We start from the raw sequence: 25,792 nt of genomic DNA, 5'->3' as shown, positions 1-25,792 counted from the left end.
TCCATCCGCGGGTGGCGCGACCCAGTCGTCGCGCCACCCCGAGGTAAGCTCGAAGCATGGACAACGCTTCATCCACCAAACGCCGGCCTCTTTCGCTGGCCGCGCGCGCGGCGCTGGCGACCGGTTTTGCGCTCGCCGCGTTCCTGGGCCTCACCGGCCTGGCACAGAACAAGGCGAACTACGCCTCCGAGCTGTCGGCCATGCACGACCGGCTGCACAACTACGCCATCGCCTATATCACCGGCACGGACACCACGCGCGCCGGCAAGGTCACCACGCCTGACAGCCAGCCGAACCCCGACTTCTCGCGTCCGGGCTCGGGCCTCTACGCCATCATCGTGGGCAATGACGGCTTTCGTTGGGAGTCGTCGTCGGCCCTGGGTCGCGATTTCGATTTCGTGCGGATGTTGTCGCCGGGCGAGACCGCTTTCGAACCGGTGGAAACGCGTAGCGGCAAGCTCTATGTCTTCAGCTACGGCGTATCGCTGGACACCACCGACAAACGCAGCGTGCCGCTGACCTTCGCGGTGGCGCAGACCGAAGACCAGTTCGAACGCCAGGTGGCCACCTACCGGCGCACGCAGTTCCTGTGGCTGGCCATGCTCGGCATGATGCTCATGCTGCTGCAGCTATTCCTGTTGCGTTGGAGCCTGCTGCCATTGCGTCGCGTCTCGAGCGATCTGGCGCACATCGAACGCGGCACGCGCGATCACCTCGACGGGCCGTATCCCGTCGAGCTCACCGTGCTCACCCGTCGCCTCAACGCCTTCATCGATAGCGAGCGAGAGCAGCGCTCGCGCTATCGCGACACACTGGCGGATCTCGCGCATAGCCTGAAGACACCACTGGCCGTCGTGCGATCGCAGCTGGAAACCGATGGTGATGCTCCCAGCCTGCGTGGCGACATCCTCGACCAGGTGCGCAAGATGGACGAGATCGTCGCCTACCAGCTGTCGCGCGCAGCCACCTCCGGCCGACGCACCATTGCTGCGGAAGAGCCTATCGCTGGCCACGCCGAAGATCTCGTGCAGAGCCTGGAGAAGGTCTACGCCGCCAAGAACGTCCTGTGCGAATTCGAAATCGACGACGGCGCGGCCTTCGCCGGCGAGCAGGGCGACCTTCTCGAGCTGATGGGAAACCTGGTGGAGAACGCCTTCAAGTGGGCCTCGCATCGGGTGTTGCTCACCGCGCGTAGCAGCAGCGGCAAGGGCAAGGGGCGTCGCGGCCTCGAGCTGATCGTCGAAGACGATGGCCCCGGCATCGCCGACGACAAGATCGAGAAGATCCTGCAGCGCGGCGTACGTGGTGACGAGCGCGTCCAGGGGCACGGTATCGGCCTGTCGATCGTGCAGGACATCGTCAAGGCGTATCAGGGCGAGCTGCACGTCGATCGTTCCGAGGAACTCGGTGGCGCCCGTTTCAGCGTTCGTCTTCCACCCGGTTGAGCGGCAGGCTTCGGCGAGACGCTTCAGCCGGCCGGTGACGGCCCGTAAAAAGCGTCAAGCAGGCGAGCGACATCCGGTGCGGCTTCACGAAGCAGCGCCGGTTGCGAAAAATGCAGTTCGCTTGTCACCGCGAAGTACTCCTCCGGCGCCTCGGCGGCATACGGATCGATCGCTGTCTTGCGGCCACGACCGACCTGTTTCGAAAGCGTGTCGAAGCCGCGTTGCATCGTTTGAATCCACTCGCGCCGATTCATCGACGACGGCAGCGGCGGCACGCCGTTCGCGGGTCCGGCCAGCATGTCGAGTTTGTGCGCCATCTCGTGCACGACCACGTTGAAGCCATCCCACGGCGCGTCGATATCCAGTGCCACGTCGGCCAGCGACAGCACCATGGGTCCGCGTTCCCACGCCTCGCCGATCAGGGTGTCATGGCTGTCGGTCACCACGCCGGTCGGTGCGTCGTAGTGGTTACGCCGCACGTTGAACTCGCCGGGATAGACAAGCACGTTGGTCCAGCCCTTGAAGGCTTTCGGGCCGTGGGGCAGGGCGGGCAGGCTGGCCTGCATGGCGATGACCAGGCGCCAGAAATCGTCCAGCGCCGCGTCACCCAGCGCATGAAAGTGCTTGGTATGCAGGAAGCCGGCGGCCAGCTGGCGCAGGTAATTGGCGCGGGGCGCATCGAGGGCGCGGACCAGGGGAAGGCGGGAAACCGCCTGGCGCCATAGTGTGTCGTCAATGGGCGGAACCGGCGCACGGAACCGCGCTAGCAACGACTGGATGAAGCTCACTACGGACGACCGGGGAGGCTCAGAGCATCGAGCCGGGAAGCATCGACTGCCAGCTGGGAGCGGGCGAGCGCATCGGGGCCGCGCCGTCATGCGGGCCCTCGTCGGTGTCGACGGGGGAGGGGGCGGGTGCCGGCGTGGTGCTGCGCTGGGAGGCATTGCCGGAACGGTTCGACATGACATCGCCCGAACTGTTCTCGCGATTGCCCGACGACGAGTGCGCGCTATTGCTTTCGAACGACGACGAAACGGCGCTGCCCAGCGAGAGCAGGCCACCGGTCAGGTCGATGTCGGAAGCGGCGGCGGTGCCGGTGGCACCGACGAGGCACAGACATCCGAAGATGTAGGGTCTGGCGTTCATCGGTAAACCCTGAGAAACCTCCGGACATGCCGGGGGACGACCGATCCTCTCAGAAATTTCACAAGGCCGCCAGTGCTGGAGGTCCGGCAGGCGGTGCCTGCTAGAATCCCGGAATGTCCCGGCTTTCCCCACCCCCGACAGCGGCCACCTGACGGCCCGACGGCTACCCATGCTCGCACGCGATCTTCTCGAAGCCCTTGCTGGAGGCGACGCCGTGTCCGGCGCCACCCTGGCCAGGACGGCCGGCGTCACGCGCGCGGCGGTCTGGAAACAGATCGAGTCCCTGCGCCTGAAAGGTGTGCCCGTCGAGGCAAAGGTCGGCGGTGGCTATCGCCTGCCGTGGCCGACCGAACTGCTCGAGGCACAGCGTATTCGCGCCGGCCTTTCTCCTGAGGCGCTGGCCGATGTGGGCATGGTCGAGGTGCACTGGGACATCGACTCCACGTCGAGCGAACTGGCCCGGCGCATCCCCGTGCTGGACGACCTTGCCTTCGTCATGGCCGAGACCCAGTCCGCCGGCCGCGGCAGGCGAGGGCGCACCTGGCTCTCGCCGCCAGGCATGAACCTTTATCTGTCCGTGTTGAAGCGTTTCGACTCGGGCTTCGCTTCGCTGTCCGGCCTGTCGCTTGCCGTCGGCGTCATGCTGATTCGTGCCCTCGACGACCTGGGCATCCGTACCGCGGGGCTCAAGTGGCCGAACGACGTGATGGCCGGCAACGCCAAGCTGGCCGGCATCCTCGTGGAACTCTCCGGTGAGTACTCGGGCCCGTGCGCGGCGATCATCGGCGTCGGCCTCAACATTCGTCTTCCTGACTCCCTGCACGAACGCGCGGGCCAGCCGATCACCGACCTCGCGTCGCTGAGCGGCGGTCAGCCGCCGGGGCGCAATCGCGTCGCCGCCGCCGTCGTCGCCTCACTCAGTGAGGGCCTTCTCAGCTTCGAGCGACACGGCTTCGCCGCGTTCGCCAGGGAGTACGCCGCGAGCGACCTTCTCCAGGGGGAACCGTTGCGTGTTATCGACCCGCGCGGCGAGTACAACGCCACGGGCGAGGGTGTCGACGAGCGTGGTGCCCTGCGCGTGCGTCGGTCTACCGGTGAGATGGTGACGGTCGATAGTGCTGAAATCTCGGTCCGGCGGAGCGGCACATGATCCTGCTTCTCGACCTCGGCAACACCCGGCTTAAATTTGCGCTGCTCGACGGTGACACCTTCGTCCACCGTGGCGCCTTTGGCTGGGATGCGGACATCGCGCATGAACTGGCCACGCTATGGGCCGAGTGGCCGCAGCCGACGCGCATCGTCGGTGCGTCGGTGGTTGATACGGCCCGGGAAACAGCGGTCGCCGTCGCCGCCGGCAAGGCTTTCGATCATGCGCCCGTGTGGGTGCGTACGCCGGCTGAAGCCTGCGGCGTCATCAATGCCTACGCCGAGCCGCACCGTCTTGGTGTCGATCGGTTCCTTGCCATGGTCGACGCCTTCGCGGCCGGGCGGGCGCCTTGCGTGCTGGCCAGTGTCGGCACCGCGCTGACCCTCGATGCGCTGGACGCCGAGGGCAGGCATCTCGGCGGCTGGATCGCGCCGGGCCCCTTGCTCATGCAGCAGTCCGTGCTCGGGGCCACCGTGCAGGTGCGACCCGGGCATGCAGGTTCCATTCGCGACCTCGCAGACAACACGGCCGATGGCCTCACATCGGGTTGCTGGCAGGCCTGCGCGGCCTTGGTCGACCGCTTCACCGATCGCTCTGCCGCGCTGCTCGGTGGTTCACCGACCGTCACCCTGGGTGGCGGCGACGCCACCGTGTTGGCGCCCCTGCTCCAGCGTGAGGTGCTGCTCGTGCCCGATACCGTTCTGCGCGGGCTGGCGGTCTGGGCGAAAGCGCACACTCAAGCGGATTATTTCGCCTAGAATCGCGACGCCACCGGTTCTTACAGGGGAACGCGCGCTGGCCCACCCGGAAACCTAAGGCCGCCATGCTTCTGCGTTTGATGTTCGTCCTACTGATTGCCCTCAATATCGCGGTGGCCGCGTGGCTGCTGCTGGGCGAATCGGGCACGCATGCGGTAGATCCGGCCGATAAGGGCGTACCCAAGCTCAAGTTGCTCGCCGAACTTCCGACGCCTGCGTCGACCGCGCCGGCGGTCTCGGGTTCGGCCGCGACGTCGGCATTGGCTGCGGCTGCAGCGACCCCGGCGCCAGCATCCACGGAGAGGACCGCTGCAGTCGCGACGCCCGCTGTCGCGTCAGCTCCGCAGGCAGCAAAGCCGGCCCCGCGTGAGCGCGAGAAGAAGCCACCCGCCGAAGCTGTTGCGACTCCCGTCGCCCTGGCGACGCCTTCCACCGAGAACGCGCCGACGAGCGCCAGGCGCAGCTACAGCTGCCTGGCGATCGGGCCTTTCACCAACCAGGTCGACCTGCGCAGCACGCGCACCGCCCTTGCCCCGCGCACGGTACGTAGTCGCCAGCGACAGGAGCAGACCAGCGAATCCCATGGCTGGCGCGTCTTCCTCCCAGCCCAGGCCACGCGCGATCTTGCATTGGCGCAGGCGCGCCGTCTGGAAGCGAAGGGCGTTAAGGATTATTTCGTTGTCAGCGCCGCCGGCGAGCTGCAGAACTCCGTTGCCCTGGGCCTGTTCCACGACCCCGCGAATGCCAAGAAACGCCGGGACGAAGTCATCGCCGCCGGCTTCCCGGCGCGCATGAGCGAACGCACCGAAGTCACGCCCGTCTGGTGGCTCGATGTGGTCGTACCCGACGATGCCAATGCCGACATCCGCCGTGGCATTCGCAGTCCCGGCGCAAGCGCCAAACCGACCGGCTGCTTCTGATAAACTCCCCGCCTTCGCCGGCATAGCTCAGTTGGTAGAGCAACCGCCTTGTAAGCGGTAGGTCCCCAGTTCGAATCCGGGTGTCGGCACCACCAACGTGTATCTCGCTTAGCGCTACGAAACACCGGCATAAAGCCAGCCCGCAATCCAGTGGGCTTTTTTGTGCCCGACATGCGGCCTCGTTTAGCCGACCGCCTTCCATTTCTTGTCGGATTCCTGAAAGACAAGGCGCGCGGCATGATCTTCCTGATCGCGATGATTCAGCGCATCGATAGCTCGCCGAACAGTGACCTGGCCGCTGTAGTGGCCCTTTACAATCAGACGGAGCAGCTTGTCTGACGGCGCGGTAATGGGAGCTCGTCCTTTTTCCCACAAGGCAAGCGATTGATCGGTCACACCGATCAGCTCAGCGAGCGAAACTTGCGACATCTCCATCTGACGCCGCAGGAAGCGAATTTCAACGCCGGTTAGCCTACCCGCCTGCTCCACGATGGCGAGTGAGATGCTCTCATGGAGGCCAAGAATATCTTTGAACGCCACGGTCGGTCCGTAGGGCGTGTTCTCTTCGATGTAACCGTTCCGCAGCCAGATATTGTCCAGGCCGGATTCGACATAGTGGTACATGGTCGCTTCACCCAGAATGCAGTGATGATGGCGCGCGGTTCGTCGAGGTCGATCGCAACCGCGCAAGCTAGGTTCTCGCCACTGGCATAGCGCTCGACGCGCATCTGCCAGTTCCCTTTCACATTGAAAACGGGTGACTCGGTGATCATGCCCTTGCGCAAGCAGTTGAGAACGAGCTCTGGACCTATGCCGCGCCGTCGCATTTGCGAGCGAGCATGCTGCGTGAACTTCACGCGTTCGGCGTCAGCCGCGATGCGTTCGAGATGATGCTTTGCGGTGGCATCCGCCAGCCTGAAAGGCACGATTCCTGACTTGGGCATCGCGGACGCGTCCTGCGTTGAGGAAGAGTCTACGAACTATAGAAATTATAGGCAAGAACGGATGTAGGTAGCGACTGCGTCGGCATGTCAGCGAAGGTACCGGCGGTCGAACCAGAACGGCTCGATCTCCACCTCGCTGAGCAGGGTTGCTGCTTCGGGACGCGCCGGGTTGATCAGGTAGTTGGTCGAGTGCGCGAGGATCGCCGACGGTAGGCGCAGGAGAAGGGACTCTCCGCGCGCAATCCATGCATCACCGATGGCCTGGCTTGTGGGTTCGTTGGCCTGCCAGCCCGCAGGGAGGTCGGGTGTGGTGGTGATGGTCGCGGCATCGGCTACATCGATGGCGATCAGCTTGAGAGTTAACGGTATGGCCGTGACGCCGAGTCGCATGTGCGCCATCGCTTCCACCATCGCCAGGGCAGGGTGCTCGGACGCATAGAGAATGGCTTTGCCGCGCGTATGCCAGCGACCGTCCGCATGATGGCCGCCCACCCCGCTCAGGCCGGGGTAGGACGAGATGCGCCAGAGCCGCATCAGAACATGCCGTGGGCGGTGCGAAGGATGCGCGATTCGATCAGGCGGGCACCGTTGTCGGTGGCGGCCAGGGCCATGGGCGTGACCGGCTCGTCGCCTTCGAGGTAGTCGGCCGGCGTGGTGAACCACGTCAGCGCCATGTTTTCGTCACCGAAGAGTTCGACGGCCTCGGCGAAGACGCGCGCGACGCGCACGACGCGCTCGGACTCGACCTCGCTGAAACGGCCTTCGCTAAGACGCCGGCGCACGGTGCTTTCGGGGGCGACCAGGTTGACCGGAAAACGTAGCTTCTCGGCGACGTGCTTATAGGCGTGTACGGAGACGCCCTTGTTGACCAGACGGATGGCATCGGCATCCGATTCGAGCTTGAGATCGAGCAGGCGGCCCATCCGGGTGAAGACGGTTTCCCGGGCGAGATACGGCATGGGATCGGCATCGGCAACGTAGGCAATCATGGCTTTCTCCATTTGAGCGCCATTCTACGCCAATTGGCGGGTTGCTGCAGTATCGGCTTCTGGCGCGTCAAGGCAGCAGTGCAGCCAGTTTTTCTCGTAGGAAATCCCTTAGGTGCTGTACGGCGGGCGTGAGCTGGGCTCGGTGGGCGCTGACCATGTTCACGGGCGCGCGCTGACCAAGGCCGGGTAACAACTCGACCAGCCGCCCGGCGGCGATATCGGCCGTCACGTCCAGACTGGATTTGTAGATCACGCCGTGGCCGGCCAGGCCCCAGCGGCGAACCACGTCCGCGTCGTCGCTGACGCGGTTGCCACAGACGTCCACGCTGTGCGGCCCATCGGGCAGGTCGAACGTCCAGCGGTCGTGGACCTGATCGCCCCAGACGAAGCACAGGCAGTTATGGCTACGGAGGTCATCGGGATGGGTGGGTAACTCATGTCGCGCAAGGTAATCGGGCGCGGCACAAAGCACGCGGCGATTGTCGGCGGCGAGAGATTGCGCGACAAGTCCGGAGTCGTCCAGCGCGCCATAGCGGATCGCCGCGTCGATAGGGTGCCGGAGGAGGTCAGCGGCGCGGTCGCTGATCCAGAGCTGGAGGGACAGGCCCGGGTGCCGCGCCTGGAACTCATCCAGCCAGGGCAGCAGCACATTGCGGCCGAGGTCGGAGGGCAAGGACAGGCGCAGCGGTCCCGCGATCTCACCCCGGCTCTCGGCCAGGGCCTGGCTGCCACCAGCAAGCGAGGCAAGCATGGCGCGGGCGTGCGGGAGGTAGCGCTCGCCGTCATCGGAGAGCCGCATGCTGCGCGTGGACCTGACGAAGAGCCGCGCGCCGAGCTCGCGCTCCAGTCGCTGTATGGCGTTGCTGGCCATGGCCGGCGTGGTGTCGATCAGCCGGGCGGCGGCCGAAAAGCTGCCGGCGTCGGCCGTCTGCACGAAGACTTGCAGGTCATCCAGTCGGATCACTACGACGCACCAGTGGGAACGATCAGTCTATCGTGCCTGCTTTTCACCCCTGACGCGGTGCAACGTGGGTGTTCTAAAGGCCGGTGTAAACTTGCCGGATGAGTCCAACTACACGTTCGGTCGCCCTTATCGGCGCTCCCACCGATATCGGTGCAGGTCATCGCGGCAGTTCCATGGGGCCCGAGGCCCTGCGTGTGGCCCGGCTGGGTGAACGCCTCGCCAAGCGCGGCCTGCATGTGGTCGATCGCGGCAACCTTTCCGGTCCGCTCAACCCGTGGATGCCGCCAACCGATGGCTACCGCCACCTGGGTGAAGTGGTGGCGTGGAATACCTCGTTGCACGACGCCGTCTACGCCGAATTGAACGCGGGACACCTGCCCATCGTGCTGGGTGGCGACCATTGCCTGGCCATCGGCTCGATTTCCGCGGTATCTCGCTACTGCCGCGATACCGGCAAGAAACTGCGCGTGCTGTGGCTGGATGCCCATGCCGACTTCAACACCAGCCAGATCACCCCGTCCGGCAATATCCACGGCATGCCGGTGGCCTGCCTGTGTGGTTATGGTCCGGACGAGCTCACCCATATCGGTGGCACGGTGCCGGCGACGACGCCGGATGTATTCCGGCAAATCGGTATCCGCTCGGTCGACGAGGGCGAGAAGCGTTTCGTCCACGAAGTCGGCATCGACATCTACGATATGCGTTACATCGATGAGATTGGTCTGAAGGCAGCGATGGAAGAGGCGCTGGCCGGGGTCGACCAGGACACCCATCTGCACGTGAGCTTCGACGTCGACTTCCTCGACCCGAGCATTGCGCCGGGCGTCGGCACGACCGTGCGTGGCGGCCCGGGCTATCGCGAAGCCCAGCTGTGCATGGAGATGATCGCGGATACCGGGCGGGTCGGGTCGCTGGACATCGTCGAGCTGAACCCGGCGTTCGACAAGCGGAACCAGACGGCGAAGCTGGCGGTGGATCTTGTCGAGTCGTTGTTTGGTAAGTCGACTTTGATGCGCTGAGGCGAGCACCCATCGCCGATGAATCGGCTCCTACACAGGGGGCATGGCGCGGGCTAAACTCGAAGGGTTACCGTCTGCAGCCCTCAAGGTCCCCATGCATACCCGCGTCCTCACCGGCATCACCACCACCGGCACGCCGCATCTCGGCAATTACGTTGGCGCCGTCCGTCCTGCCGTCCTTGCCAGCAAGGACCCGAACGTCGACGCGTTCTATTTCATGGCCGATTACCACGCCCTGATCAAGAGCGACGACCCGGACCGCATCGAGGCCTCGCGCTTCAAGATCGCTGCCACCTGGCTTGCCGCCGGCCTGGATCCGAAGGTTGCGACGTTCTATCGGCAGTCGGATATTCCGGAAGTGCCTGAGCTGATGTGGCTGCTGACCTGCGTCACCTCGAAGGGCATGCTCAACCGCGCGCATGCCTACAAGGCGGCCGTCGACCGGAACGTCGAGGCCCAGGAGGACGCCGATGCCGGCATCACCGCAGGCCTCTACATGTATCCCGTGCTGATGGCGGCGGACATCCTCGCCTTCAACGCGAACAAAGTGCCCGTGGGCCGCGACCAGATCCAGCACATCGAAATGGCGCGCGATATCGCGCAGCGCTTTAATCACACCTTCGGCCGCGAGTTCTTCGTCATGCCCGAGGCGCTGATCGAGGAGCAGGTTGCGACATTGCCCGGCCTCGACGGCCGCAAGATGTCCAAGAGTTACGACAACACCGTGCCTTTGTTCGAAGGCGGGGCCAAGGGCATGCGCGACGCGATCATGAAGATCGTGACCGATTCCCGCGCGCCCGGCGAGCCGAAAGACACCGACGACTCCGCGCTGTTCACCATCTTCAAGGCCTTCGCCACGCCAGCCGAGACGGCAGCCTTTGCCGATGCGTTGCACGGCGGCATCGGCTGGGGCGAAGCGAAGCAAGTGCTGTTCGAACGTGTCGAGGCCGACGTCGCTCCCATGCGTGAGCGCTACGAAGACCTGATGTCGCGGCCGGACGACATGGAAGACATCCTGCTCGCCGGTGCGGCCAGGGCGCGCGCGATTGCCGCCCCGTTGGTGGAGACGCTGCGCGACGCCGTGGGCCTGCGCAGTGCGCGTCATCGCAGTGCGCCGGTCGCCGAGCCTGTCGTGACGAAGCCGGTAAGCAAAGGCAAACCGCCGCGGTTCGCCAGTTTCCGCGATGACGACGGCAGCTTCCGTTTCCGCCTGTTCGCCACCGATGGCGAAGAGCTGTTGTTGTCGAAATCCTTTGCCGACCCGAAGGAGGCGGGCGTGCTGCGCCAGACGCTGTCGACGGTGGGCGGGACGAATGCGGTGATCGAATCGCAGGGTGACCACGTTGCCTTGCTGCTCGCGGGTGAGGTGGTCGCCAACGGCGCCTCGTATCCCGACGAAGTGGCACGTGCCGGCGCGGTGCTTCGGCTGCGCACCGCGCTCGATGCACTCGCCGCGGCGCAGGACTGACCATGCGCTATCTCGCCCTCATGCTGCTGGCGCCCTGGCTCATCGTTCTGGGCTGGGCGTACTGGGCGTATCCGAAGGCGTTGCTGAAGAACGCCACACGTCGCGCGTTCGACGTGCTGGCGCTGATCGCAGCCGTTGCCGCCGCGGTGCAGGCAGCGATGACATCCTTCGACGCCGTGGTGCTACCGGCGGCGGACAAGTTCGGCCCGAAGAGCGGCGCCATCTGGCAGCAGGTAGTGCCGGCGCTTTGGGGCTACGGCGCGTTCGTCGCTGTGCTGGTAGTCGCGCTGATCATCCGCCAACTAGTGTGGAAGCCCCGAACGCCCTGATTTCTGTAGGAGCCGATTCATCGGCGATCCCGCGGCAGCGGGCCAGGTTAGCGCAAGCACCCAATCGCCGATGAATCGGCTCCTACAAAGGGCAACAGGCAGCTGTTCAGCCGCGCAGGCGCTTCGTCAGGCCCTTGAGGAAGTTGCGCAGGAACTGGTCGCCGCAAAGGCGGAAGTTGCTGTGCTTGGGCTGGCGGAAGAGAGCGTTGATCTCGCCACGGGTGACCTTGAAGCTGGCGGCGGACATGAGCTCGAGGATGTCGTCTTCCTTCAGTTCGAAGGCGACGCGCAGCTTCTTCAGCACCACGTTGTTGTTGATGCGGCCTTCCACGGGCCGTGCCGGCTGGCTGTCGTCGCGACCGCGGCGCTGCAGGATCAGGCCGTCGAGGAAGTGGGCCATGGCCAGGTCGGGCATCTCGACGAAGCCGGGTTCGTCTTCCTTGAGCAACCAGGGGTCGACGGATTCGCGGCTGGCTTCGAAGCCAGTGAGCTTGAGGATCTCGACCACATGGACCTCACCGAGGTCGAGCATGTAGCGGATGCTGCGTAGGGTGTCGTTGTTGAGCATGTGCATAGGGTAGCACTGGGGCAGGAGCATCGCCGATGAATCGGCTCCTACAAAAAAAGAAGCCCGGCTTGCGCCGGGCTTCGGTTCTCTGGTTCCCAAAAGACCTGCGCAGGTCTTGTGTGGGAGCCGCTTCAGCGGCGATGCCCTGCGGCGATGCCCTTAGTTCGGCAGGCCCAGATCGTCGATCATCGCCTTCAGGAACCGCGCCGCCTCACCACCCGTGGCAGCGCGGTGGTCGAAGGTCAGTGACAGCGGCATGCGGCGGTGCACTTCGATACCGCCCATCACGGCGACCACGTCGTGGCTGAGCTTGCCGGCACCGACGATGGCCACGGTCGGCGGGACGACCACGGGGGTAGCGTAACGACCGGCGAACATGCCGAAATTCGACAGGCTGATCGTGTAACCCGACAGCTCCGACGCGGCAATGCTGCGATCTTCCACCGAGCTGCGCAGGCGCTTGATCGCGGCACGAATGCCGGCACCGTCGAGCACGTCCGCATTACGCAGGGCGGGCACGAAGAGGCCGTCGTCCGTATCCACGGCAATACCGATGTCCACGTGCGGATGCAGCGTGCGCGTGAGGTCCTTGCCGTTGAACCAGGCGTTGAGTGCCGGCACGGCCTTGCATGCCACCACGACCGCGCGGATGAGGCGGGCGGTGATGTCCTGCTTGCCGATCCAGGCGTGCAGGTCGGCGTCGTCGACGATGGAGGTCGGGACAACCTGGGCGTGAGCGTCGGCCATGACGCGCGCCATGTTGCGGCGAACGCCCTTGAGCTGCTCGGGCTGACCCATCGCTTCCTTGCCCGGAGGCGAGGTGCGAACGGCCTTGCCGGCCAGCGACACCGGCGTACGCGTCGGCGCCGGACCCGGCTCCGGAAGCGTCGGGGCGAGGTGCTGTGCGGCAGCCGGACGAGCCGGTGCCGAACCGACGGCGGCGCTGCCGTTGGCGGCGGCGTTCTTTACGTCGTTCATGGTGATGACACCACCGGCGCCGGTCGGCTGCACGCGGGTGAGGTCGATCTTCATCTTCTTGGCGAGGGCGCGCACGGCCGGGACGGCTTTGACGCCACCGGCGCTGGAGACCTGCTCGGTGTGCACGGCGTTGCCGCTGACCATGGCGCCGACGACGGTACCTTCGTCTTCGCGCTTGGCCGGCGCGGGGCCGTCCGAATCGATCTCGCCGCCGTCGTCGGAAGCGATGACCTTGGACGCGTCGTCCGGTGCCTGGCTGCCGACGCTCTTCTTCGGGCCATGGTGATGGCCGGTGGATTCGGCCTCGGCACGCTGGCGGGCGTTCGGGTCGATCTCGAAATCGGCCAGCGACGCGCCGGTTTCGATGATGTCACCCACGGCGCCGTGCAGCTTCTTCACGGTGCCGGAATACGGCGAAGGCACGTCGACGACGGCCTTCGCGGTTTCCATCGACACAAGCGGAGCGTCGAGCTTGATCGTGTCGCCTTCCTTGACGTGCCATTCGACGACGGTCGCGTCGGGAAGGCCTTCGCCGAGGTCCGGCAGGTAAAAGGTCTTGATGTCGGCCATTGCGATAGGTTCCTCAGGATGCCGCGAGCGTACGCTCGGCGGCCTCGACGATGCGTTCGACGCTGGGCAGGTACTTCATTTCCAGGCGGAACAGCGGGATGTGGGTATCGAAACCGGTAACGCGCTGCACCGGTGCGAGCAGGCTGTAGAGGCACTCTTCGGCCAGGCGGGCGGCGATTTCCGCACCGAAACCGGCGGTCTTCGGTGCTTCGTGCACGATGACGCAGCGGCCGGTCTTGGTCACCGATTCGGCGATCGTGTCGAAGTCGAGCGGCGTGAGCGTCGCCACGTCGATCACTTCGGCGCTGATTCCCTTCTGTGCCAGTTCGTCGGCAGCTTCGAGGCATTCCTTCACCTGCGCGCCCCAGGTCACCAGGGTCACGTCGGTACCGTCGCGCAGCACGAAGCAGACGTCGAGCGGCAGTGCCTCGCCGTCATCGGGCACTTCTTCCTTGTACTGGCGATAGATGCGCTTGGGCTCGAAGAAGATCACCGGATCCGGATCGCGGATGGCGGCGAGCAGCAGGCCATAGGCACGCGCCGGTGACGACGGCATGACCACGCGCAGGCCCGGGATGTTGGTGAACAGGTGCTCGTTCGCCTCGGAGTGATGCTCCGGTGCACGGATGCCGCCGCCCCACGGGGCGCGCCACACGGCCGGCACGGTCATGCGGCCGCGCGTGCGGTTGCGCATGCGGGCAGCGTGGCAGGCGATGTGCTCCATCATCGGGTAGATGAAGCCTTCGAACTGGGCTTCCGCGACGGGCTTCATGCCCTGCACGGCGAGGCCGATGGTCAGGCCGGCAATGGTGGCTTCGTCCAGCGGCGTGTCGATGACGCGCATTTCGCCGAACTGTTCCTGCAGGCCCTGGGTGGCGCGGAACACGCCGCCGTTGACGCCGACGTCCTCACCGAGCACCACGACGCTTTCGTCGTTGCGCATCTCGTAGGCGAGCGCCTGGGTCACTGCTTCGATAAGAGTGATTTGTGCCATGGGAAGAATTCCTTACGACGTGCGATCGAGGGAAGCGACAAGCTCGCGCTGCGCTTCGAGGTCGGCCGGGAGTTCGGCGTACAGATAGTCGAACATCGCCGTTGCCGGCTGGTTCTTCGTTTCCAGGTACGCATTGACCTCGTTGTCCATCCAGTCGTCGCACTCGACCTTCCAGGCCTCTTCCTTCGCTTCGTCCCACTTGCCCTTGCCTTCGAGCCACTTGCGCAGGCGCGGAATGGGATCGCGTTCCCAGGCGTCTTTCACTTCCTGCTCGCCGCGGTAACGGCGGGCGTCGTCGGCGGTGGTGTGATCGCCGAGGCGGTAGGTCACCGCTTCGATCACGCTGGCGCCCTGGCCGGAGCGGGCGCGCTCGAGCGCGATCTCCATGGCGGCGCGCACGGCGATGATGTCGTTGCCGTCCACCTGGATGCAGGGCAGGCCGGCGGCGATACCCTTCTGGGCGAGCGTGCCGGAGCCGCTCTGGATGCGACGCGGCACCGAGATCGCCCACTGGTTGTTCACGATCACGGCGACCATCGGCAGCTGCTGCGCGCCGGCCACGTTGATCGCGCCGTAGAAGTCGCCCTTGGACGAACCGCCGTCACCGATCGTGCAAACGGCCACACGGGCCTCCTTGCGGATCTTGAACGCCAGCGCGGAGCCGGCGGCGTGCAGGCACTGCGTACCGATGGGCACGCACCAGGCGAAGTCGTGGGCGGGGGCGTCGGCGAAATCATTGCCGCGCTCGTCGCCACCCCAGTAGGTGTAGACCTCGCGCGGCTTCACGCCGCGGTACAGCTGGGCGCCGTACTCGCGGTACGACACGGCCAGCGAGTCTTCGCGGCGCATGGCGCTGCCGATGCCCACGTGCGCGGCTTCATGGCCGAGGCAGGAGGCGTAGGTGCCGAGCTTGCCGGTGCGCTGCAGGGCGATCGACTTGGCGTCGAACACCCGCGTGGACACCATCAGCTTGTAGAGCTCGACCATGTGGTCGAGGTCCTTGGCGAATGCGGGGAGTTCCTTTCCGGTTTCCTTGCCGTCCTGGTCAAGGTATTGCAGATATTCGATTTCGAACTTGGCGGCGATGGACACGACTCGCTCCCAGGGGAAGGGTTAGAAACGACACGCACGATTGGGGAAGCGGACGGGCCCATCCAGTGGGGCACGAGCGACTTTCGGGTTGTTGCGAGCCGGACTAGATATCAGGGGTATTATGGCCCGGCAAGGCACGGCGCAGCATAGAACCGGCCATCTCCAGTCCCGAAACCGCGCCACGGCGCCGTTTGTGGCCGGTCCACCCTGAATGTGAAATCGTCCATGGCCAATTCCCAGCGCGACCTCGAACCCGGTATCCGCACCGATCTCGACGGTCGCCTTACCTATGGCGAGTACCTCAGGCTGGACCAGGTGCTCAGTGCCCAGGTACCCCGCAGCCAGCCCGCGCACCACGACGAGATGCTCTTCATCGTCCAGCACCAGACCTCCGAGCTGTGGCTTAAGTTGATGATCCACGAGCTGGACGCCGCCCTGGCGCACCTTCGCGCGGATGACGTGGACGGCACGCTGAAGATTCTCGCCCGGGTCAAGGCCATCCAGCGCCAGCTCTACGAGCAGTGGGGCGTGCTGGAAACCCTCACGCCGGCCGAATACCTGCAGTTCCGCGACGTGCTGGGCCCTTCGTCGGGCTTCCAGTCCCTGCAGTACCGCATGGTGGAGTTCCTGCTGGGCAACAAGCACGCCGACATGCTCCGGGTGTTCGAGCACGATGCCGTCGCCCATGAGCGCCTCAAGGCGATCTTCGAGGCGCCGGGGCTCTACGACGAGTTCCTCCGTTACCTGGCACGTCGCGGCCATCCGGTCCCGGTCGACCTGCTGGAGCGCGACCTGACCCAGCCCTGGCGAAGCCAGCCCGCGCTGCTGCCCGTGTTCAAGCGGATTTACGAAGACACCGCCCATCATTGGCCTGAGTATCATCTCAGTGAGGAACTGGTCGACATCGAAGAATCGTTCCAGCTCTGGCGCTTCCGCCACATGAAGACCGTGGAGCGCATCATCGGCTTCCGCGCCGGCACCGGCGGTTCGTCCGGCGTGGCCTTCCTGCGCAAGGCGCTGGAACAGAGTTTCTTCCCGGAACTGATCGAAGTACGCACCATCCTGGGAACGTAAATATTTGACGGGCGGCTGCCCGGACGGTTAAACACCCTGCACGAAGCGTCTTCACGCCCAAGGGAACTGCATGACACCGACCGCCCCAGCCACCGCCCGGCCCGTGCCCGACTACCCGCAGACTCTGGGTCACCCGCGTCCCTTGTGGATGCTGTTCATGACCGAGTTCTGGGAGCGCTTCGCGTTCTACGGCATGCGCTGGGCGCTCACGCTGTACATCGTGGCGCAGTTCTTCCACGGCGATCAGGCAGGGCAGGGCTATGCCAGCCGCACCTACGGCTCATACCTCGCGCTGGTCTATGCCTCGGCGATCTTCGGTGGCTATGTGGCCGACCGCATCCTCGGTTACCAGCGCTCCATCCTGGTCGGCGCGGCGGTGATGGGCGCGGGCCTGTTCATGGTGATGGTGCCCAACCAGGACATCTTCCTCATCGGCCTGGCCACGGTGATCGTCGGTAACGGCCTGTTCAAGCCGAATATCTCGTCGCTGGTGGGCCAGATCTACCCGGTCGGCGACGACCGTCGCGACCGCGGTTTCACCATTTTCTACATGGGCATCAACATGGGCGGTTTCCTCGCCCCGTTGGTCACCGGCTGGCTCGCTTCGGTCTTGACCGACACGCCGCTGCAGGACAACTACAAGGCCGTGTTCGCCGCGACCGGCTTCGGCATGGTGGTCTGCTTCATCTGGTTCCTGATCGGCAAGCGCCAGCTCAAGGGCGTCGGCCTGCCGCCGCCGGAGCGCCATGAGGGCAAGAACCTGATCGGCGTCATCATCGGCATTCTCGTCGCCATTCCGCTGGTGTACCTGCTGATGGCCAAGGCCGGCGCGATCTTCATCGCCTGGTTGCTCGGTGCGCTGTTCATCGGTGTGGCCGTGATGCTCGTGATCGAGGCCGTACGCCACGACCGCATCCAGATCCATCGCGTTATCGCGATGCTGCTGCTGTTCGCTTTCAACGTGCTGTTCTGGATGTTCTTCGAGCAGGCCGGCAGCTCGTTCAACTTCCTCGCGCAGAACATCGTCGACCGGCACATGTTCGGCGGCTGGGAGTTTCCGACCGGCTGGTTCCAGTCGGTGAATTCGGCGGCGATCCTGGTCTTCGCACCGCTGGTGGCGCTGGCCTGGGGCTGGTCTGCAAGGCATCGCCTGGAGCCGTCGATTCCGCGCAAGTTCGGCCTCGGCCTGATCTTCAACGCGCTGGCCTTCCTGGTACTGATGTATGCGCTGCAGAGCCTGGTCGGCGGCGATGGCCTCATCCCGTTCTGGCCGCTGGCGGCGTGCTACGTGCTGCAGACCATCGGTGAGCTCTGCCTGTCACCCATCGGCCTGTCCATGGTGACCAAGCTGGCACCGATGCGCGTGGTCGGTCTGGCCATGGGTGGCTGGTTCCTCTCCACGGCCATCGGCAATAACCTCTCGGGCCTGCTCGCCGGCCACATCAGCGGCGAAACCGGCATGACGGTGGGCTCGGCGCTCAGCGGCTTCACCTTCAGCTTCGAACTGCTGGTAGGCGCCGGCATCGTGCTGTTCCTCATCGCTCCGCTGATCAACCGCCTGATGCACGGCGTGAAATAAATGTGGGAGCCGCTTCAGCGGCGATGCTCTTGCCAGAAGCATCGCCGCTGAAGCGGCTCCCACACGGAACTAGCCCCCTTCAGGTCGCCAGTAGCTTGTCCAGAATGCTGTTCAACTGCGCCTGCTCGCCCTGGTCGAGGCGCGCCAGCAACTCCCGCTCGTGCGCACGAGCCAGCGGCGCGACCTCGTCGTGAATCGCCCAGCCAGCCTCGGACAGCTTCAGCACCGAGCGGCGCTTGTCACCGTCGTGGATGCCGCGGTCCACCCGGCCCGCGTTGACCAGCCGTGCGACGGCGCGGCTCACCGCCACCTTGTCCATGGCACTTCTGTCCACCACTTCACGTGCTGAGATCTCCGGAAACCGCGCCAGGATGGTCATCACACGCCATTCCGTCATGCTCAGCTCGAAGCGGTCCTGGTATTCCGTGGCGATCGACTGGCTCACCGTGTTCGACAGGATGGACAGGCGGTATGGCAGGAAATGCTCGAGCTCCAGCGGGGCATGGGCGGCAACGGTTTCTGGGGTCATGCTGTGCTGGTCCTTGCAATTGGTTACAAGTGAAACTATAACGTAAGAGTAGTCGGCGCAAGCCGTGCCCAATGCCAGGAGTATCGCCTATGAGCGCCCAGCCCAATATCGGTATGGAAGTCACCACCTTCGAAAACCCGCAGGGTGTCGATGGCTTCGAGTTTGTCGAGTTCGCCGCGCCGGATCCGACCCTGCTGCACACGCTGTTCCCGAAGCTCGGCTTTTCGGCGGTGGCAAAGCACAAGACCAGGAAGATCACCCTGTATCGCCAGGGCGAGTGCAACTTCCTGGTCAACGAAGAGCCGGACTCGTTCGCCTCCGACTTCGCCGCCGAGCACGGCCCGAGCGCCTGTGGCTTCGCTATCCGCTTCAACCGCCCGGCGACGGACGTGCAGGCCACCGCGTTGTCCAACGGTGCGGAGAAGGTCGAGCACAAGGCCGACACCCTCGCACTGAACGTGCCGACCATCCAGGGCATCGGTGGTTGCGCGCTGTACCTGATCGACACCTACGGCGCCAAGGGTGACGTGTTCGACAGCGAGTTCGAGTTCATTCCGGGCGTGGACCGTCATCCGAAGGGTTTCGGCCTGACCTTCATCGACCACCTGACCCATAACCTGCACTTCGGCAACATGCAGAAGTGGTCGGACTACTACGAGCGTCTGTTCAACTTCCGCGAGATCCGCTACTTCGACATCAAGGGCGCGAAGACCGGCCTGGTGTCCAAGGCGATGACCGCGCCGGACGGCATGGTGCGCATCCCGCTCAACGAATCGGCGGACGAGAAGTCGCAGATCAACGAATACATCCGCGAGTACAACGGCGAAGGCATCCAGCACATCGCGCTGTTCACCGACAATATCTACGAGTCGGTGGAAGCCATGCGCGCGCTGGACGTGGCCTTCCTCGAGACGCCGGACACGTATTACGAAGTGATCGACATCCGCGTGCCGGATCATGGCGAGGACATTCCGCGCCTGCAGAAGAACAAGCTCCTGATCGACGCCGACGACGAGACCAAGAAGAAGCTGTTGCTGCAGATCTTCACGCAGAACAACATCGGTCCGATCTTCTTCGAGATCATCCAGCGCAAGGGCAATGAAGGCTTCGGCAACGGCAACTTCAAGGCGCTGTTCGAATCCATCGAACGCGACCAGATGCGCCGCGGCGTGCTCTGAGCGCGGAGCGCTCGCGAAGGTAGACTAAGCGCGGCGCGGTCCCGAGACGGACCGCGCCGCGATGCGTTCATCCCAAGGATCCCCCCGATGAGCCACACCGACGATACGCGCGGTTACCAGACCGGCTTCGGCAACGAGTTCGCCACGGAAGCCGTGGCCGGCGTGCTGCCTACCGGCCAGAATTCCCCCCAGCGGGTGGAGCACGGTCTCTACGCCGAACAGCTTTCCGGCAGCGCGTTCACCGCGCCGCGCCATCGCAATCGGCGCAGCTGGCTGTACCGCATTCGCCCGGCGGCGCAGCATTCGCCGTTTGCCGAGCTGCCGCACGCCACCTTCCACAACCGCTTCCACGAAGCGCCGGCCACGCCGAACCAGATGCGCTGGGACCCGTTGCCGATGCCGTCGCAGCCGACGGACTTCGTCGAGGGCCTGGTCACGCTCGGCGGTAACGGCGGTGCGGAAGAGCAGGCTGGCGTGGGTATCCACCTGTACTGCGCCAATCGCTCCATGCAGGGGCGCTACTTCTACAACGCGGACGGCGAGTTGCTCATCGTGCCGCAGCAGGGTCGCCTGCGCATCCGCACCGAGCTTGGCGTGGTCGAGGTCGAACCGCTGGAAATCGCGGTCGTGCCGCGCGGCGTGCGCTTTCTCGTGGAGCTTCCCGACGGCGAAGCCCGTGGTTATGTCGCCGAGAATTTCGGCGCGCCGCTGCACCTTCCGGATCTCGGGCCGATCGGGGCGAACGGGCTCGCGCATTCGCGCGATTTCCTGACACCGGTCGCCGCCTTCGAAGACCTCGACGGCGACTTCGCGCTGGTGGCCAAGTTCCAGGGTGTGTTGTGGTCGGCCAGCATCGATCACTCGCCACTGGACGTGGTTGGCTGGCACGGCAATTACGCGCCGTACAAGTACGACCTGCGCCGCTTCAACACCATCGGCTCGATCGCCGTGGACCATCCGGATCCGTCGATCTTCACCGTGCTCACCTCGGCAAGCGACACGCCGGGCACGGCGAACATGGACTTCGCCATCTTCCCGCCGCGCTGGCTGGTCGCCGAGCACACCTTCCGCCCGCCTTACTTCCACCGCAACGTGGCCAGCGAGTTCATGGGCCTGATCGATGGCGCGTACGATGCGAAGCAGGGTGGTTTCGTGCCCGGCGGTTCAAGCCTGCACAACTGCATGAGTGGCCACGGTCCGGATGCGGCGAGCTTCGAGAAAGCATCGAACGCCGACGTCTCCCGTCCCGATCATGTCGTTGGCACCATGGCCTTCATGTTCGAGACGCGCAAGGTCATCCGCCCGACCCGCCAGGCGCTCGAATCGCCGACGCTTCAGGGCAATTATTACGAATGCTGGCGCGGGCTGAAGAAACACTTCACACCGCCGTCGGCCTGATCGAAAAGGAATCGCATGAAACTCGCTTCGCTTAAGGAAGGCGGCCGCGACGGCACGCTCATCGTCGTCAGCCGTGACCTCTCGCGCGCCGTCAAGGCTACCGGCATCGCGCCGACCCTGCAGGCTGCGCTGGATGAATGGAGCAGCATCGCACCGCGTCTCAATGCGCTGTCGGAAGATCTCAACGACGGTAACGCGCAGGGCGCTTTCGACCTCGACATGAGCAAGCTCGCCGCGCCGCTGCCGCGCGCGTATGAGTTCGTCGACGGTAGCGCGTATCTGCCGCACGTCGAGCGCGTGCGCAGGGCGCGTGGCGCCGAGGTGCCGGCGTCGTTCTATACCGATCCGCTGATGTACCAGGCGACCAGTGCTGGCTTCCTTGGCCCCCGCGATCCGGTGGTCGTCGGGAGCGAGGAATTCGGGATCGACCTGGAGGCCGAAGTGCTCGTGATCACCGACGACGTTCCCATGGGCGTGACGCCGGCGCAGGCCGCTGCTCACATCCAGTTGGTCGGCTTGGTCAACGACGTCTCGCTGCGAGGTTTGATTCCCGGCGAACTCGCCAAGGGCTTTGGCTTCGTGCAGTCCAAGCCGCGTTCCGCGCTGTCGCCCGTGTTCGTGACACCGGATGAACTGGGCGATGCCTGGATCGACGACAAGCTGCACCTGCCGATGCGCACCTGGATCAACGGCAAGTGGTTCGGCGAAGCCGAATGCGGCGTCGACATGCAGTTCGATTTCTCGCAGCTCGTAGCGCATGTTGCGAAGACGCGTCCGCTGACTGCCGGCACGCTGGTCGGCTCCGGCACCATTGCCAACGAAGATACGGGCAAGGGCGCGTCCTGCCTGGCCGAACAGCGCACCGTGGAAACCCTGCGTGACGGCAAGCCGAGCACGCCGTTCCTTTCGTTCGGCGACACGGTGAAGATCGACGTCACCGACGCGAACGGTGCGACGATCTTCGGCGCAATCGAGCAGGTCATCGAAAAACTGTAGGAGCCGCTTCAGCGGCAATCCCGCGGCAGCGGGCCAGGTTGCCGCGAGCACCCTTCGCCGATGAATCGGTTCCTAAAGAAATCTGTCGGCTGAAACGAAAGGGCCTGCAAGTTGCCGTGCAGGCCCTCCTTTTTTTGCAATTCTTGCCTACGCATAAGACAGCTTGCGCTTGCATCGAAGACGATGTCCGACGCCTATCTTGATGTTCTCCAATCCGTCTGAATGAAGCACGGATCTGGAGTTCCTATTATAGACAAGGATGAACGGATGACCGTCACACGTTTAGCTGTAATAACGCTCATGTTTGTAAGCGCGCCCGCAATCGGTGCTGGCATGTGGCGCCCTAAGGCCAGTCCGTGCTTGTACAACTGTCCGGCCCCTGTGGGAAGCGTTTCCGCGCCAGCCCAAGTTGTTGTTCCAGCGAGCGGAACAGGCAATGCCACGATCCGGTGGAGTTGGAACCAATCGCGCAGTAAACCTGTGGCTGAATACAGCTGCCTTTGGATTAGTAGGGCAGAGGAAACCGTTGCGCGCGTGCTTCAGTGCGAGCATCCGGGCCACACCTACTCGCAGAACTTCTCATGGATCGGTGTTGGCGTACAGACCTTCCGCGTGGCGCCGGGGAACCCCAGCGGGCCCTATACGAGGCCGATTAGCGCGCTTCGAACGGTCGCCCAGACGACGGTGGTCGGCATTGCTCAGTAAAGGTCAGGGGCCTGTTGGTGGGCCTGCGCGGATATGCGCAGGCCTTTGCGCAAGCGGACCTAGGGTTTGTACGGCAAGAGTTAGAGACCCCTACGTCTGATACAGAAAATGCCTACATTCGAAACAACTTTGACGGGATACGGTGTGGTGATCCTCCAACTAGGATTAACGCATGAAGGCGATATGTTGGATCATCGGATGTTCCGTGATCGCCGTAATCATTTGGCTTTGCGGTCCACTCAGGTCAGAGGGTGGCGGGCATGATGATGTGATCGCCGACGCCATCTCGCGCACCACGAAACTAGTCGATGGCAAGCCTCGTGTTTATGACCCTTCTCCACAGCAAAGGACTGAGCTCACTTACGCTCTGTCTGTTCCTCCCGGCGATGGTGGGGCTCGAGCAATGCGAAGTCGTGATATTCGGTGTTATCACAACTGCCCACCACCGGTGGGTAGCGTGACTGCGTCACCACAGGTCGTGAGCGTACCTGTCGGTACTCTCGGCGACGCCAACATTCACTGGCGGTGGGATCAATCTTCCACGCAGCCGGTTACCCAGCACAGCTGCCTCTGGGTGAGTAGCGGCGAGGAAAGCGAAGCGCATCTAGTGGATTGCGGGACTCCAGGTCATACGCACCAGACCAGTGTGCGTTGGATCGGCAGGGGCAACTACGTTTTTCGCGTCGCGCCCGGTAATCCGGAGGGGCCTTTCACCAAGCCCGTGGCAGGGTTGTTCCAGTTAGCCCAGACCATCGTAGTCGGTGCCCCGTGGTAAGCCCGCGCGGTGCACTCCGGTAGCTTTAGGAACCGATTTATCTGCGATCCGCGGCAGCGGGCCAGGTTGCCGCTAACACCCATCGCCGCTGAAGCGGCTCCTACAGAAGCGTGGCAGCGGGGCAACTCCTCGTAAACAAAAGAAGGCCCGCACGTTGCCGTGCGGGCCTTCTTTCGCCGATAAATCGGCTCCTACAACAGCGGGAGCAGCCAGATTACCTGGCAGCCATCAGCGCCTTGGTCATGTCGAGCATGCGGTTCGAGAAGCCCCACTCGTTGTCGTACCACGACAGGACCTTGACCAGCGTGCCTTCCATGACGCGCGTCTGCGTCGCGTCGTAGATCGACGAGTGCGGGTTGTGGTTGAAGTCGATCGACACCAGCGGCTGCGTGTTCACCGAGAGGATGCCCTTCAGCGCGCCGTTGGCGGCTTCGTTGATGATGGCATCGATCTCTTCCTTCGTCGTCGCGCGGGCGGCGGTGAAGACGAGGTCGACCACGGATACGTTGATCGTCGGCACGCGCATGGCGAAGCCGTCGAGCTTGCCATTGAGTTCCGGCAGCACCAGGCCGACCGCGGCGGCAGCGCCGGTCTTGGTCGGGATCTGGCTGTGCGTGGCGCTACGGGCGCGGCGCAGGTCCGAGTGGTAGACGTCGGTCAGCACCTGGTCGTTGGTGTACGAGTGGATGGTGGTCATCAGCCCGTGCACGATGCCGATCTTCTGGTGCAGCACCTTGGCCAGCGGAGCCAGGCAGTTGGTGGTGCACGACGCGTTGGAGATGACTTCGAGCTTCGAGGTCAGCTTGTCGTCGTTGACGCCCATGACGAAGGTGCCGTCCACGTCCTTGTCGCCCGGTGCCGAGATAATCACCTTCTTGGCACCGCCGGCGATATGCGCGCTGGCCTTGGCCTTGGACGTGAAGAAGCCGGTGGACTCCAGCACCACGTCGACGCCGTGCTCGCCCCAGGGCAGCTTGGAGGGGTCGCGCTCGGCGAAGACCTTGATGCGGTCGCCGTTGACGATCAGGTCGCCGCCGTCAACCGAGACTTCACCCGGGAAACGGCCGTGCGCCGTGTCGTACTGGGTGAGGTGGGCGTTGGTGTTGGCATCGCCGAGATCGTTGACCGCGACGATCTGGATGTCCTGGCCATTCTTGTTGGCTTCGTAAAGCGAGCGCAGGATATTGCGACCGATGCGACCGTAACCGTTGATGGCGACCTTGATGGTCATAGGGCAAGCCTCCGGATGGGATGTGCTGACTAGGTAAGGGCGGGTGGCGTAAACGTCCATGGTAACGGAAGGTCGCAGGGGCCGGCTTGCTGCGCCGCCGCGATCTGTCATCCGGGTCTCAGTCCGGCTGTGGCACACTTGGCCGTTCGCCCGTCCGGAAACGTTTACAGCTCCATGAAAACGACTCATAAGCGCGCGCTAGCCGCCTTCCTGGCCCTCACCGTCCCCGTCTTCGCCAGCACCGTGCAGGCCTGGGGCGACATCGGCCACCGTATCGTCGCCGAACTGGCCTGGCGCCAGCTCGACCCCTCGGCCAGGGCCGAAGTGGAGCGCCTTCTGAAGGCCGACGGCTCCGATTCCCTGGCTGACGTCGCCAGCTGGCCCGACCACCTGCGCAACGACCCTGACCAGAAAGAGCTGGGCAAGGCCACGGCCAAGCTGCACTACATGGACTTCCCTGACGGCAAGTGCGTCTATGTGCCGCCCCTGGACTGCAAGGACGGCCAATGCGTCGTCGGCGGCCTGGAAAAGTACGTCGCCATCCTCGGCGACCGCCACAAATCCAATGCCGAGCGCGCCGAAGCGCTGAAGTTCGTCGTCCACTTCGTGGGCGACGTGCACCAGCCGCTCCACGCCGGCAACCGCGACGACAAGGGCGGCAACGACTTCCAGGTGCAGTTCGATGGCAAGGGTTCCAACCTGCACAAGGTCTGGGACTCCGGCATGCTCTACACCCGCGACCTCCAGTGGCCTGCCTATACCGACCGCCTTGCCGCCCAGGGCCCGGTAACGTTGCCCAAGCCGATTCCACCGCTGGACAACCCGTACGCCCAGTGGGCCGAGGAATCCTGCTCGATCGTCGCCGCCAACGGGTTCTACCCGGACAACCACGCGGTCGACGATGCCTACGTGGCCAAATACCTTCCGGTCGCCGAGACACGCCTGCGCATTGCGGGAAAGCGTCTCGCCGACTTGCTCAACCATACGCTGGACTAA

Annotated in this window: 25 protein-coding genes and 1 tRNA gene; 14 read left to right on the top strand and 12 right to left on the bottom strand. The window is 64.5% G+C overall.

Annotated features, from left to right (window positions below; genetic code table 11):
- The first annotated feature begins 56 nt into the window (after positions 1–56).
- Positions 57–1,445 (top strand): ATP-binding protein, encoded by a 1,389-nt coding sequence (locus C8J98_RS09060; protein ID WP_107912865.1) that lies wholly within the window; start codon positions 57–59, stop codon positions 1,443–1,445.
- Positions 1,446–1,468: 23 nt separating this feature from the next.
- Here C8J98_RS09060 and C8J98_RS09055 read toward each other — a convergent pair whose 3' ends face one another.
- Both C8J98_RS09055 and C8J98_RS09050 read right to left on the bottom strand, forming a co-directional pair.
- A complete protein-coding gene (locus C8J98_RS09055; RefSeq protein WP_233260172.1) occupies positions 1,469–2,233 on the bottom strand; it encodes a M90 family metallopeptidase in 765 nt (254 codons plus the stop codon).
- Positions 2,234–2,252: 19 nt separating this feature from the next.
- Positions 2,253–2,591, bottom strand: coding sequence for a hypothetical protein (locus C8J98_RS09050; RefSeq protein WP_107912863.1), 339 nt, complete (start codon positions 2,589–2,591; stop codon positions 2,253–2,255).
- Positions 2,592–2,760: 169 nt separating this feature from the next.
- Here C8J98_RS09050 and C8J98_RS09045 point away from each other — a divergent pair, with 169 nt between their 5' ends.
- The 4 genes from C8J98_RS09045 (at position 2,761) to C8J98_RS09030 (ending at position 5,508) form a co-directional block, all read left to right on the top strand.
- Positions 2,761–3,741, top strand: coding sequence for a biotin--[acetyl-CoA-carboxylase] ligase (locus C8J98_RS09045; protein ID WP_107912862.1), 981 nt, complete (start codon positions 2,761–2,763; stop codon positions 3,739–3,741).
- Positions 3,738–4,496 (top strand): type III pantothenate kinase, encoded by a 759-nt coding sequence (locus C8J98_RS09040; RefSeq protein WP_107912861.1) that lies wholly within the window; start codon positions 3,738–3,740, stop codon positions 4,494–4,496. Before C8J98_RS09045 ends, C8J98_RS09040 begins: the two co-directional genes overlap by 4 nt.
- 65 nt (positions 4,497–4,561) lie before the next feature.
- The gene (locus C8J98_RS09035; protein ID WP_107912860.1) at positions 4,562–5,416 is read left to right on the top strand and encodes an SPOR domain-containing protein; all 855 of its coding nucleotides are present in this window, start codon (positions 4,562–4,564) and stop codon (positions 5,414–5,416) included.
- Positions 5,417–5,432: 16 nt separating this feature from the next.
- Positions 5,433–5,508 (top strand) — tRNA-Thr (locus tag C8J98_RS09030).
- Between the two features lie 91 nt (positions 5,509–5,599).
- On the opposite strand, the gene C8J98_RS09025 is transcribed toward C8J98_RS09030, so the two are convergent.
- From C8J98_RS09025 to C8J98_RS09005, 4 genes are all read right to left on the bottom strand, one after another.
- The gene (locus C8J98_RS09025) at positions 5,600–6,040 is read right to left on the bottom strand and encodes a helix-turn-helix domain-containing protein (protein ID WP_107912859.1); all 441 of its coding nucleotides are present in this window, start codon (positions 6,038–6,040) and stop codon (positions 5,600–5,602) included.
- Between the two features lie 407 nt (positions 6,041–6,447).
- A complete protein-coding gene (locus C8J98_RS09015; protein ID WP_107912857.1) occupies positions 6,448–6,894 on the bottom strand; it encodes an RES family NAD+ phosphorylase in 447 nt (148 codons plus the stop codon).
- Complete coding sequence (locus C8J98_RS09010) at positions 6,894–7,349, bottom strand: antitoxin Xre/MbcA/ParS toxin-binding domain-containing protein (protein WP_158272655.1); 456 nt, start codon at positions 7,347–7,349, stop codon at positions 6,894–6,896. The genes C8J98_RS09015 and C8J98_RS09010 overlap by 1 nt, the downstream gene beginning before the upstream one ends.
- A gap of 67 nt (positions 7,350–7,416) precedes the next feature.
- Positions 7,417–8,313: a LysR family transcriptional regulator gene (locus C8J98_RS09005; RefSeq protein WP_107912855.1), complete on the bottom strand. Its 897-nt coding sequence runs from the start codon at positions 8,311–8,313 to the stop codon at positions 7,417–7,419.
- A gap of 98 nt (positions 8,314–8,411) precedes the next feature.
- Between C8J98_RS09005 and rocF the strand changes: the two genes are divergently transcribed.
- From rocF to C8J98_RS08990, 3 genes are all read left to right on the top strand, one after another.
- Positions 8,412–9,332 (top strand): arginase, encoded by a 921-nt coding sequence (gene rocF / locus C8J98_RS09000; protein ID WP_107912854.1) that lies wholly within the window; start codon positions 8,412–8,414, stop codon positions 9,330–9,332.
- A 94-nt stretch (positions 9,333–9,426) separates the two neighbouring features.
- Positions 9,427–10,800 (top strand): tryptophan--tRNA ligase, encoded by a 1,374-nt coding sequence (locus C8J98_RS08995; protein ID WP_107912853.1) that lies wholly within the window; start codon positions 9,427–9,429, stop codon positions 10,798–10,800.
- A 2-nt stretch (positions 10,801–10,802) separates the two neighbouring features.
- Positions 10,803–11,129: a hypothetical protein gene (locus C8J98_RS08990; protein WP_107912852.1), complete on the top strand. Its 327-nt coding sequence runs from the start codon at positions 10,803–10,805 to the stop codon at positions 11,127–11,129.
- A gap of 106 nt (positions 11,130–11,235) precedes the next feature.
- Here the strand turns inward: C8J98_RS08990 and C8J98_RS08985 are convergent, their stop codons facing one another.
- The 4 genes from C8J98_RS08985 to pdhA form a co-directional block, all read right to left on the bottom strand.
- Positions 11,236–11,697: a DUF1456 family protein gene (locus tag C8J98_RS08985; protein ID WP_107913060.1), complete on the bottom strand. Its 462-nt coding sequence runs from the start codon at positions 11,695–11,697 to the stop codon at positions 11,236–11,238.
- A 159-nt stretch (positions 11,698–11,856) separates the two neighbouring features.
- Positions 11,857–13,245 (bottom strand): dihydrolipoamide acetyltransferase family protein, encoded by a 1,389-nt coding sequence (locus tag C8J98_RS08980; protein WP_107912851.1) that lies wholly within the window; start codon positions 13,243–13,245, stop codon positions 11,857–11,859.
- A gap of 13 nt (positions 13,246–13,258) precedes the next feature.
- Positions 13,259–14,239 (bottom strand): alpha-ketoacid dehydrogenase subunit beta, encoded by a 981-nt coding sequence (locus tag C8J98_RS08975; RefSeq protein WP_063573737.1) that lies wholly within the window; start codon positions 14,237–14,239, stop codon positions 13,259–13,261.
- A 12-nt stretch (positions 14,240–14,251) separates the two neighbouring features.
- On the bottom strand, positions 14,252–15,331 hold the full coding sequence (pdhA, locus tag C8J98_RS08970; protein ID WP_107912850.1) for a pyruvate dehydrogenase (acetyl-transferring) E1 component subunit alpha: 1,080 nt from the start codon (positions 15,329–15,331) through the stop codon (positions 14,252–14,254).
- A gap of 225 nt (positions 15,332–15,556) precedes the next feature.
- Here pdhA and C8J98_RS08965 point away from each other — a divergent pair, with 225 nt between their 5' ends.
- Positions 15,557–16,405: a tryptophan 2,3-dioxygenase family protein gene (locus tag C8J98_RS08965; RefSeq protein WP_107912849.1), complete on the top strand. Its 849-nt coding sequence runs from the start codon at positions 15,557–15,559 to the stop codon at positions 16,403–16,405.
- 70 nt (positions 16,406–16,475) lie between these two features.
- Entirely contained in the window at positions 16,476–17,984 is a 1,509-nt protein-coding gene (locus C8J98_RS08960; RefSeq protein WP_107912848.1) for a peptide MFS transporter, read from the top strand.
- 79 nt (positions 17,985–18,063) lie between these two features.
- On the opposite strand, the gene C8J98_RS08955 is transcribed toward C8J98_RS08960, so the two are convergent.
- A complete protein-coding gene (locus C8J98_RS08955) occupies positions 18,064–18,513 on the bottom strand; it encodes a MarR family winged helix-turn-helix transcriptional regulator (RefSeq protein WP_107912847.1) in 450 nt (149 codons plus the stop codon).
- A gap of 89 nt (positions 18,514–18,602) precedes the next feature.
- Between C8J98_RS08955 and hppD the strand changes: the two genes are divergently transcribed.
- The 3 genes from hppD to C8J98_RS08940 all read left to right on the top strand — a co-directional run bounded on the left by hppD (position 18,603) and on the right by C8J98_RS08940 (position 22,085).
- Positions 18,603–19,691, top strand: coding sequence for a 4-hydroxyphenylpyruvate dioxygenase (hppD, locus tag C8J98_RS08950; RefSeq protein WP_107912846.1), 1,089 nt, complete (start codon positions 18,603–18,605; stop codon positions 19,689–19,691).
- An 87-nt stretch (positions 19,692–19,778) separates the two neighbouring features.
- On the top strand, positions 19,779–21,089 hold the full coding sequence (hmgA, locus tag C8J98_RS08945) for a homogentisate 1,2-dioxygenase (RefSeq protein WP_107912845.1): 1,311 nt from the start codon (positions 19,779–19,781) through the stop codon (positions 21,087–21,089).
- 15 nt (positions 21,090–21,104) lie between these two features.
- Entirely contained in the window at positions 21,105–22,085 is a 981-nt protein-coding gene (locus C8J98_RS08940; RefSeq protein ID WP_107912844.1) for a fumarylacetoacetate hydrolase family protein, read from the top strand.
- Between the two features lie 1,694 nt (positions 22,086–23,779).
- On the opposite strand, the gene gap is transcribed toward C8J98_RS08940, so the two are convergent.
- Positions 23,780–24,796 carry a type I glyceraldehyde-3-phosphate dehydrogenase gene (gene gap / locus C8J98_RS08935; protein ID WP_107912843.1) on the bottom strand — a complete coding sequence of 339 codons (1,017 nt, stop codon included), beginning with the start codon at positions 24,794–24,796 and terminating at the stop codon, positions 23,780–23,782.
- A 174-nt stretch (positions 24,797–24,970) separates the two neighbouring features.
- Here gap and C8J98_RS08930 point away from each other — a divergent pair, with 174 nt between their 5' ends.
- On the top strand, positions 24,971–25,792 hold the full coding sequence (locus C8J98_RS08930) for a S1/P1 nuclease (protein WP_107912842.1): 822 nt from the start codon (positions 24,971–24,973) through the stop codon (positions 25,790–25,792).

The organism is Luteibacter sp. OK325, assembly GCF_003050935.1.
Taxonomy (GTDB): Bacteria; Pseudomonadota; Gammaproteobacteria; order Xanthomonadales; family Rhodanobacteraceae; genus Luteibacter.
Note: the sequence above shows the minus strand (reverse complement) of the source record. Positions and strands in the feature narration are given on the sequence as shown.

What these genes read in the sequence shown, in the direction of transcription:
- C8J98_RS09060 (WP_107912865.1), top strand. Translation starts at nt 57, where the DNA reads ATGGACAACGCTTCATCCACCAAACGCCGGCCTCTTTCGCTGGCCGCG.
- C8J98_RS09050 (WP_107912863.1), bottom strand. Translation starts at nt 2,591, where the DNA reads ATGAACGCCAGACCCTACATCTTCGGATGTCTGTGCCTCGTCGGTGCC.
- C8J98_RS09045 (WP_107912862.1), top strand. Translation starts at nt 2,761, where the DNA reads ATGCTCGCACGCGATCTTCTCGAAGCCCTTGCTGGAGGCGACGCCGTG.
- C8J98_RS09040 (WP_107912861.1), top strand. Translation starts at nt 3,738, where the DNA reads ATGATCCTGCTTCTCGACCTCGGCAACACCCGGCTTAAATTTGCGCTG.
- C8J98_RS09035 (WP_107912860.1), top strand. Translation starts at nt 4,562, where the DNA reads ATGCTTCTGCGTTTGATGTTCGTCCTACTGATTGCCCTCAATATCGCG.
- C8J98_RS09025 (WP_107912859.1), bottom strand. Translation starts at nt 6,040, where the DNA reads ATGTACCACTATGTCGAATCCGGCCTGGACAATATCTGGCTGCGGAAC.
- C8J98_RS09015 (WP_107912857.1), bottom strand. Translation starts at nt 6,894, where the DNA reads ATGCGGCTCTGGCGCATCTCGTCCTACCCCGGCCTGAGCGGGGTGGGC.
- C8J98_RS09010 (WP_158272655.1), bottom strand. Translation starts at nt 7,349, where the DNA reads ATGATTGCCTACGTTGCCGATGCCGATCCCATGCCGTATCTCGCCCGG.
- rocF (WP_107912854.1), top strand. Translation starts at nt 8,412, where the DNA reads ATGAGTCCAACTACACGTTCGGTCGCCCTTATCGGCGCTCCCACCGAT.
- C8J98_RS08995 (WP_107912853.1), top strand. Translation starts at nt 9,427, where the DNA reads ATGCATACCCGCGTCCTCACCGGCATCACCACCACCGGCACGCCGCAT.
- C8J98_RS08990 (WP_107912852.1), top strand. Translation starts at nt 10,803, where the DNA reads ATGCGCTATCTCGCCCTCATGCTGCTGGCGCCCTGGCTCATCGTTCTG.
- C8J98_RS08985 (WP_107913060.1), bottom strand. Translation starts at nt 11,697, where the DNA reads ATGCTCAACAACGACACCCTACGCAGCATCCGCTACATGCTCGACCTC.
- C8J98_RS08980 (WP_107912851.1), bottom strand. Translation starts at nt 13,245, where the DNA reads ATGGCCGACATCAAGACCTTTTACCTGCCGGACCTCGGCGAAGGCCTT.
- C8J98_RS08975 (WP_063573737.1), bottom strand. Translation starts at nt 14,239, where the DNA reads ATGGCACAAATCACTCTTATCGAAGCAGTGACCCAGGCGCTCGCCTAC.
- C8J98_RS08965 (WP_107912849.1), top strand. Translation starts at nt 15,557, where the DNA reads ATGGCCAATTCCCAGCGCGACCTCGAACCCGGTATCCGCACCGATCTC.
- C8J98_RS08960 (WP_107912848.1), top strand. Translation starts at nt 16,476, where the DNA reads ATGACACCGACCGCCCCAGCCACCGCCCGGCCCGTGCCCGACTACCCG.
- C8J98_RS08955 (WP_107912847.1), bottom strand. Translation starts at nt 18,513, where the DNA reads ATGACCCCAGAAACCGTTGCCGCCCATGCCCCGCTGGAGCTCGAGCAT.
- hppD (WP_107912846.1), top strand. Translation starts at nt 18,603, where the DNA reads ATGAGCGCCCAGCCCAATATCGGTATGGAAGTCACCACCTTCGAAAAC.
- hmgA (WP_107912845.1), top strand. Translation starts at nt 19,779, where the DNA reads ATGAGCCACACCGACGATACGCGCGGTTACCAGACCGGCTTCGGCAAC.
- C8J98_RS08940 (WP_107912844.1), top strand. Translation starts at nt 21,105, where the DNA reads ATGAAACTCGCTTCGCTTAAGGAAGGCGGCCGCGACGGCACGCTCATC.
- gap (WP_107912843.1), bottom strand. Translation starts at nt 24,796, where the DNA reads ATGACCATCAAGGTCGCCATCAACGGTTACGGTCGCATCGGTCGCAAT.
- C8J98_RS08930 (WP_107912842.1), top strand. Translation starts at nt 24,971, where the DNA reads ATGAAAACGACTCATAAGCGCGCGCTAGCCGCCTTCCTGGCCCTCACC.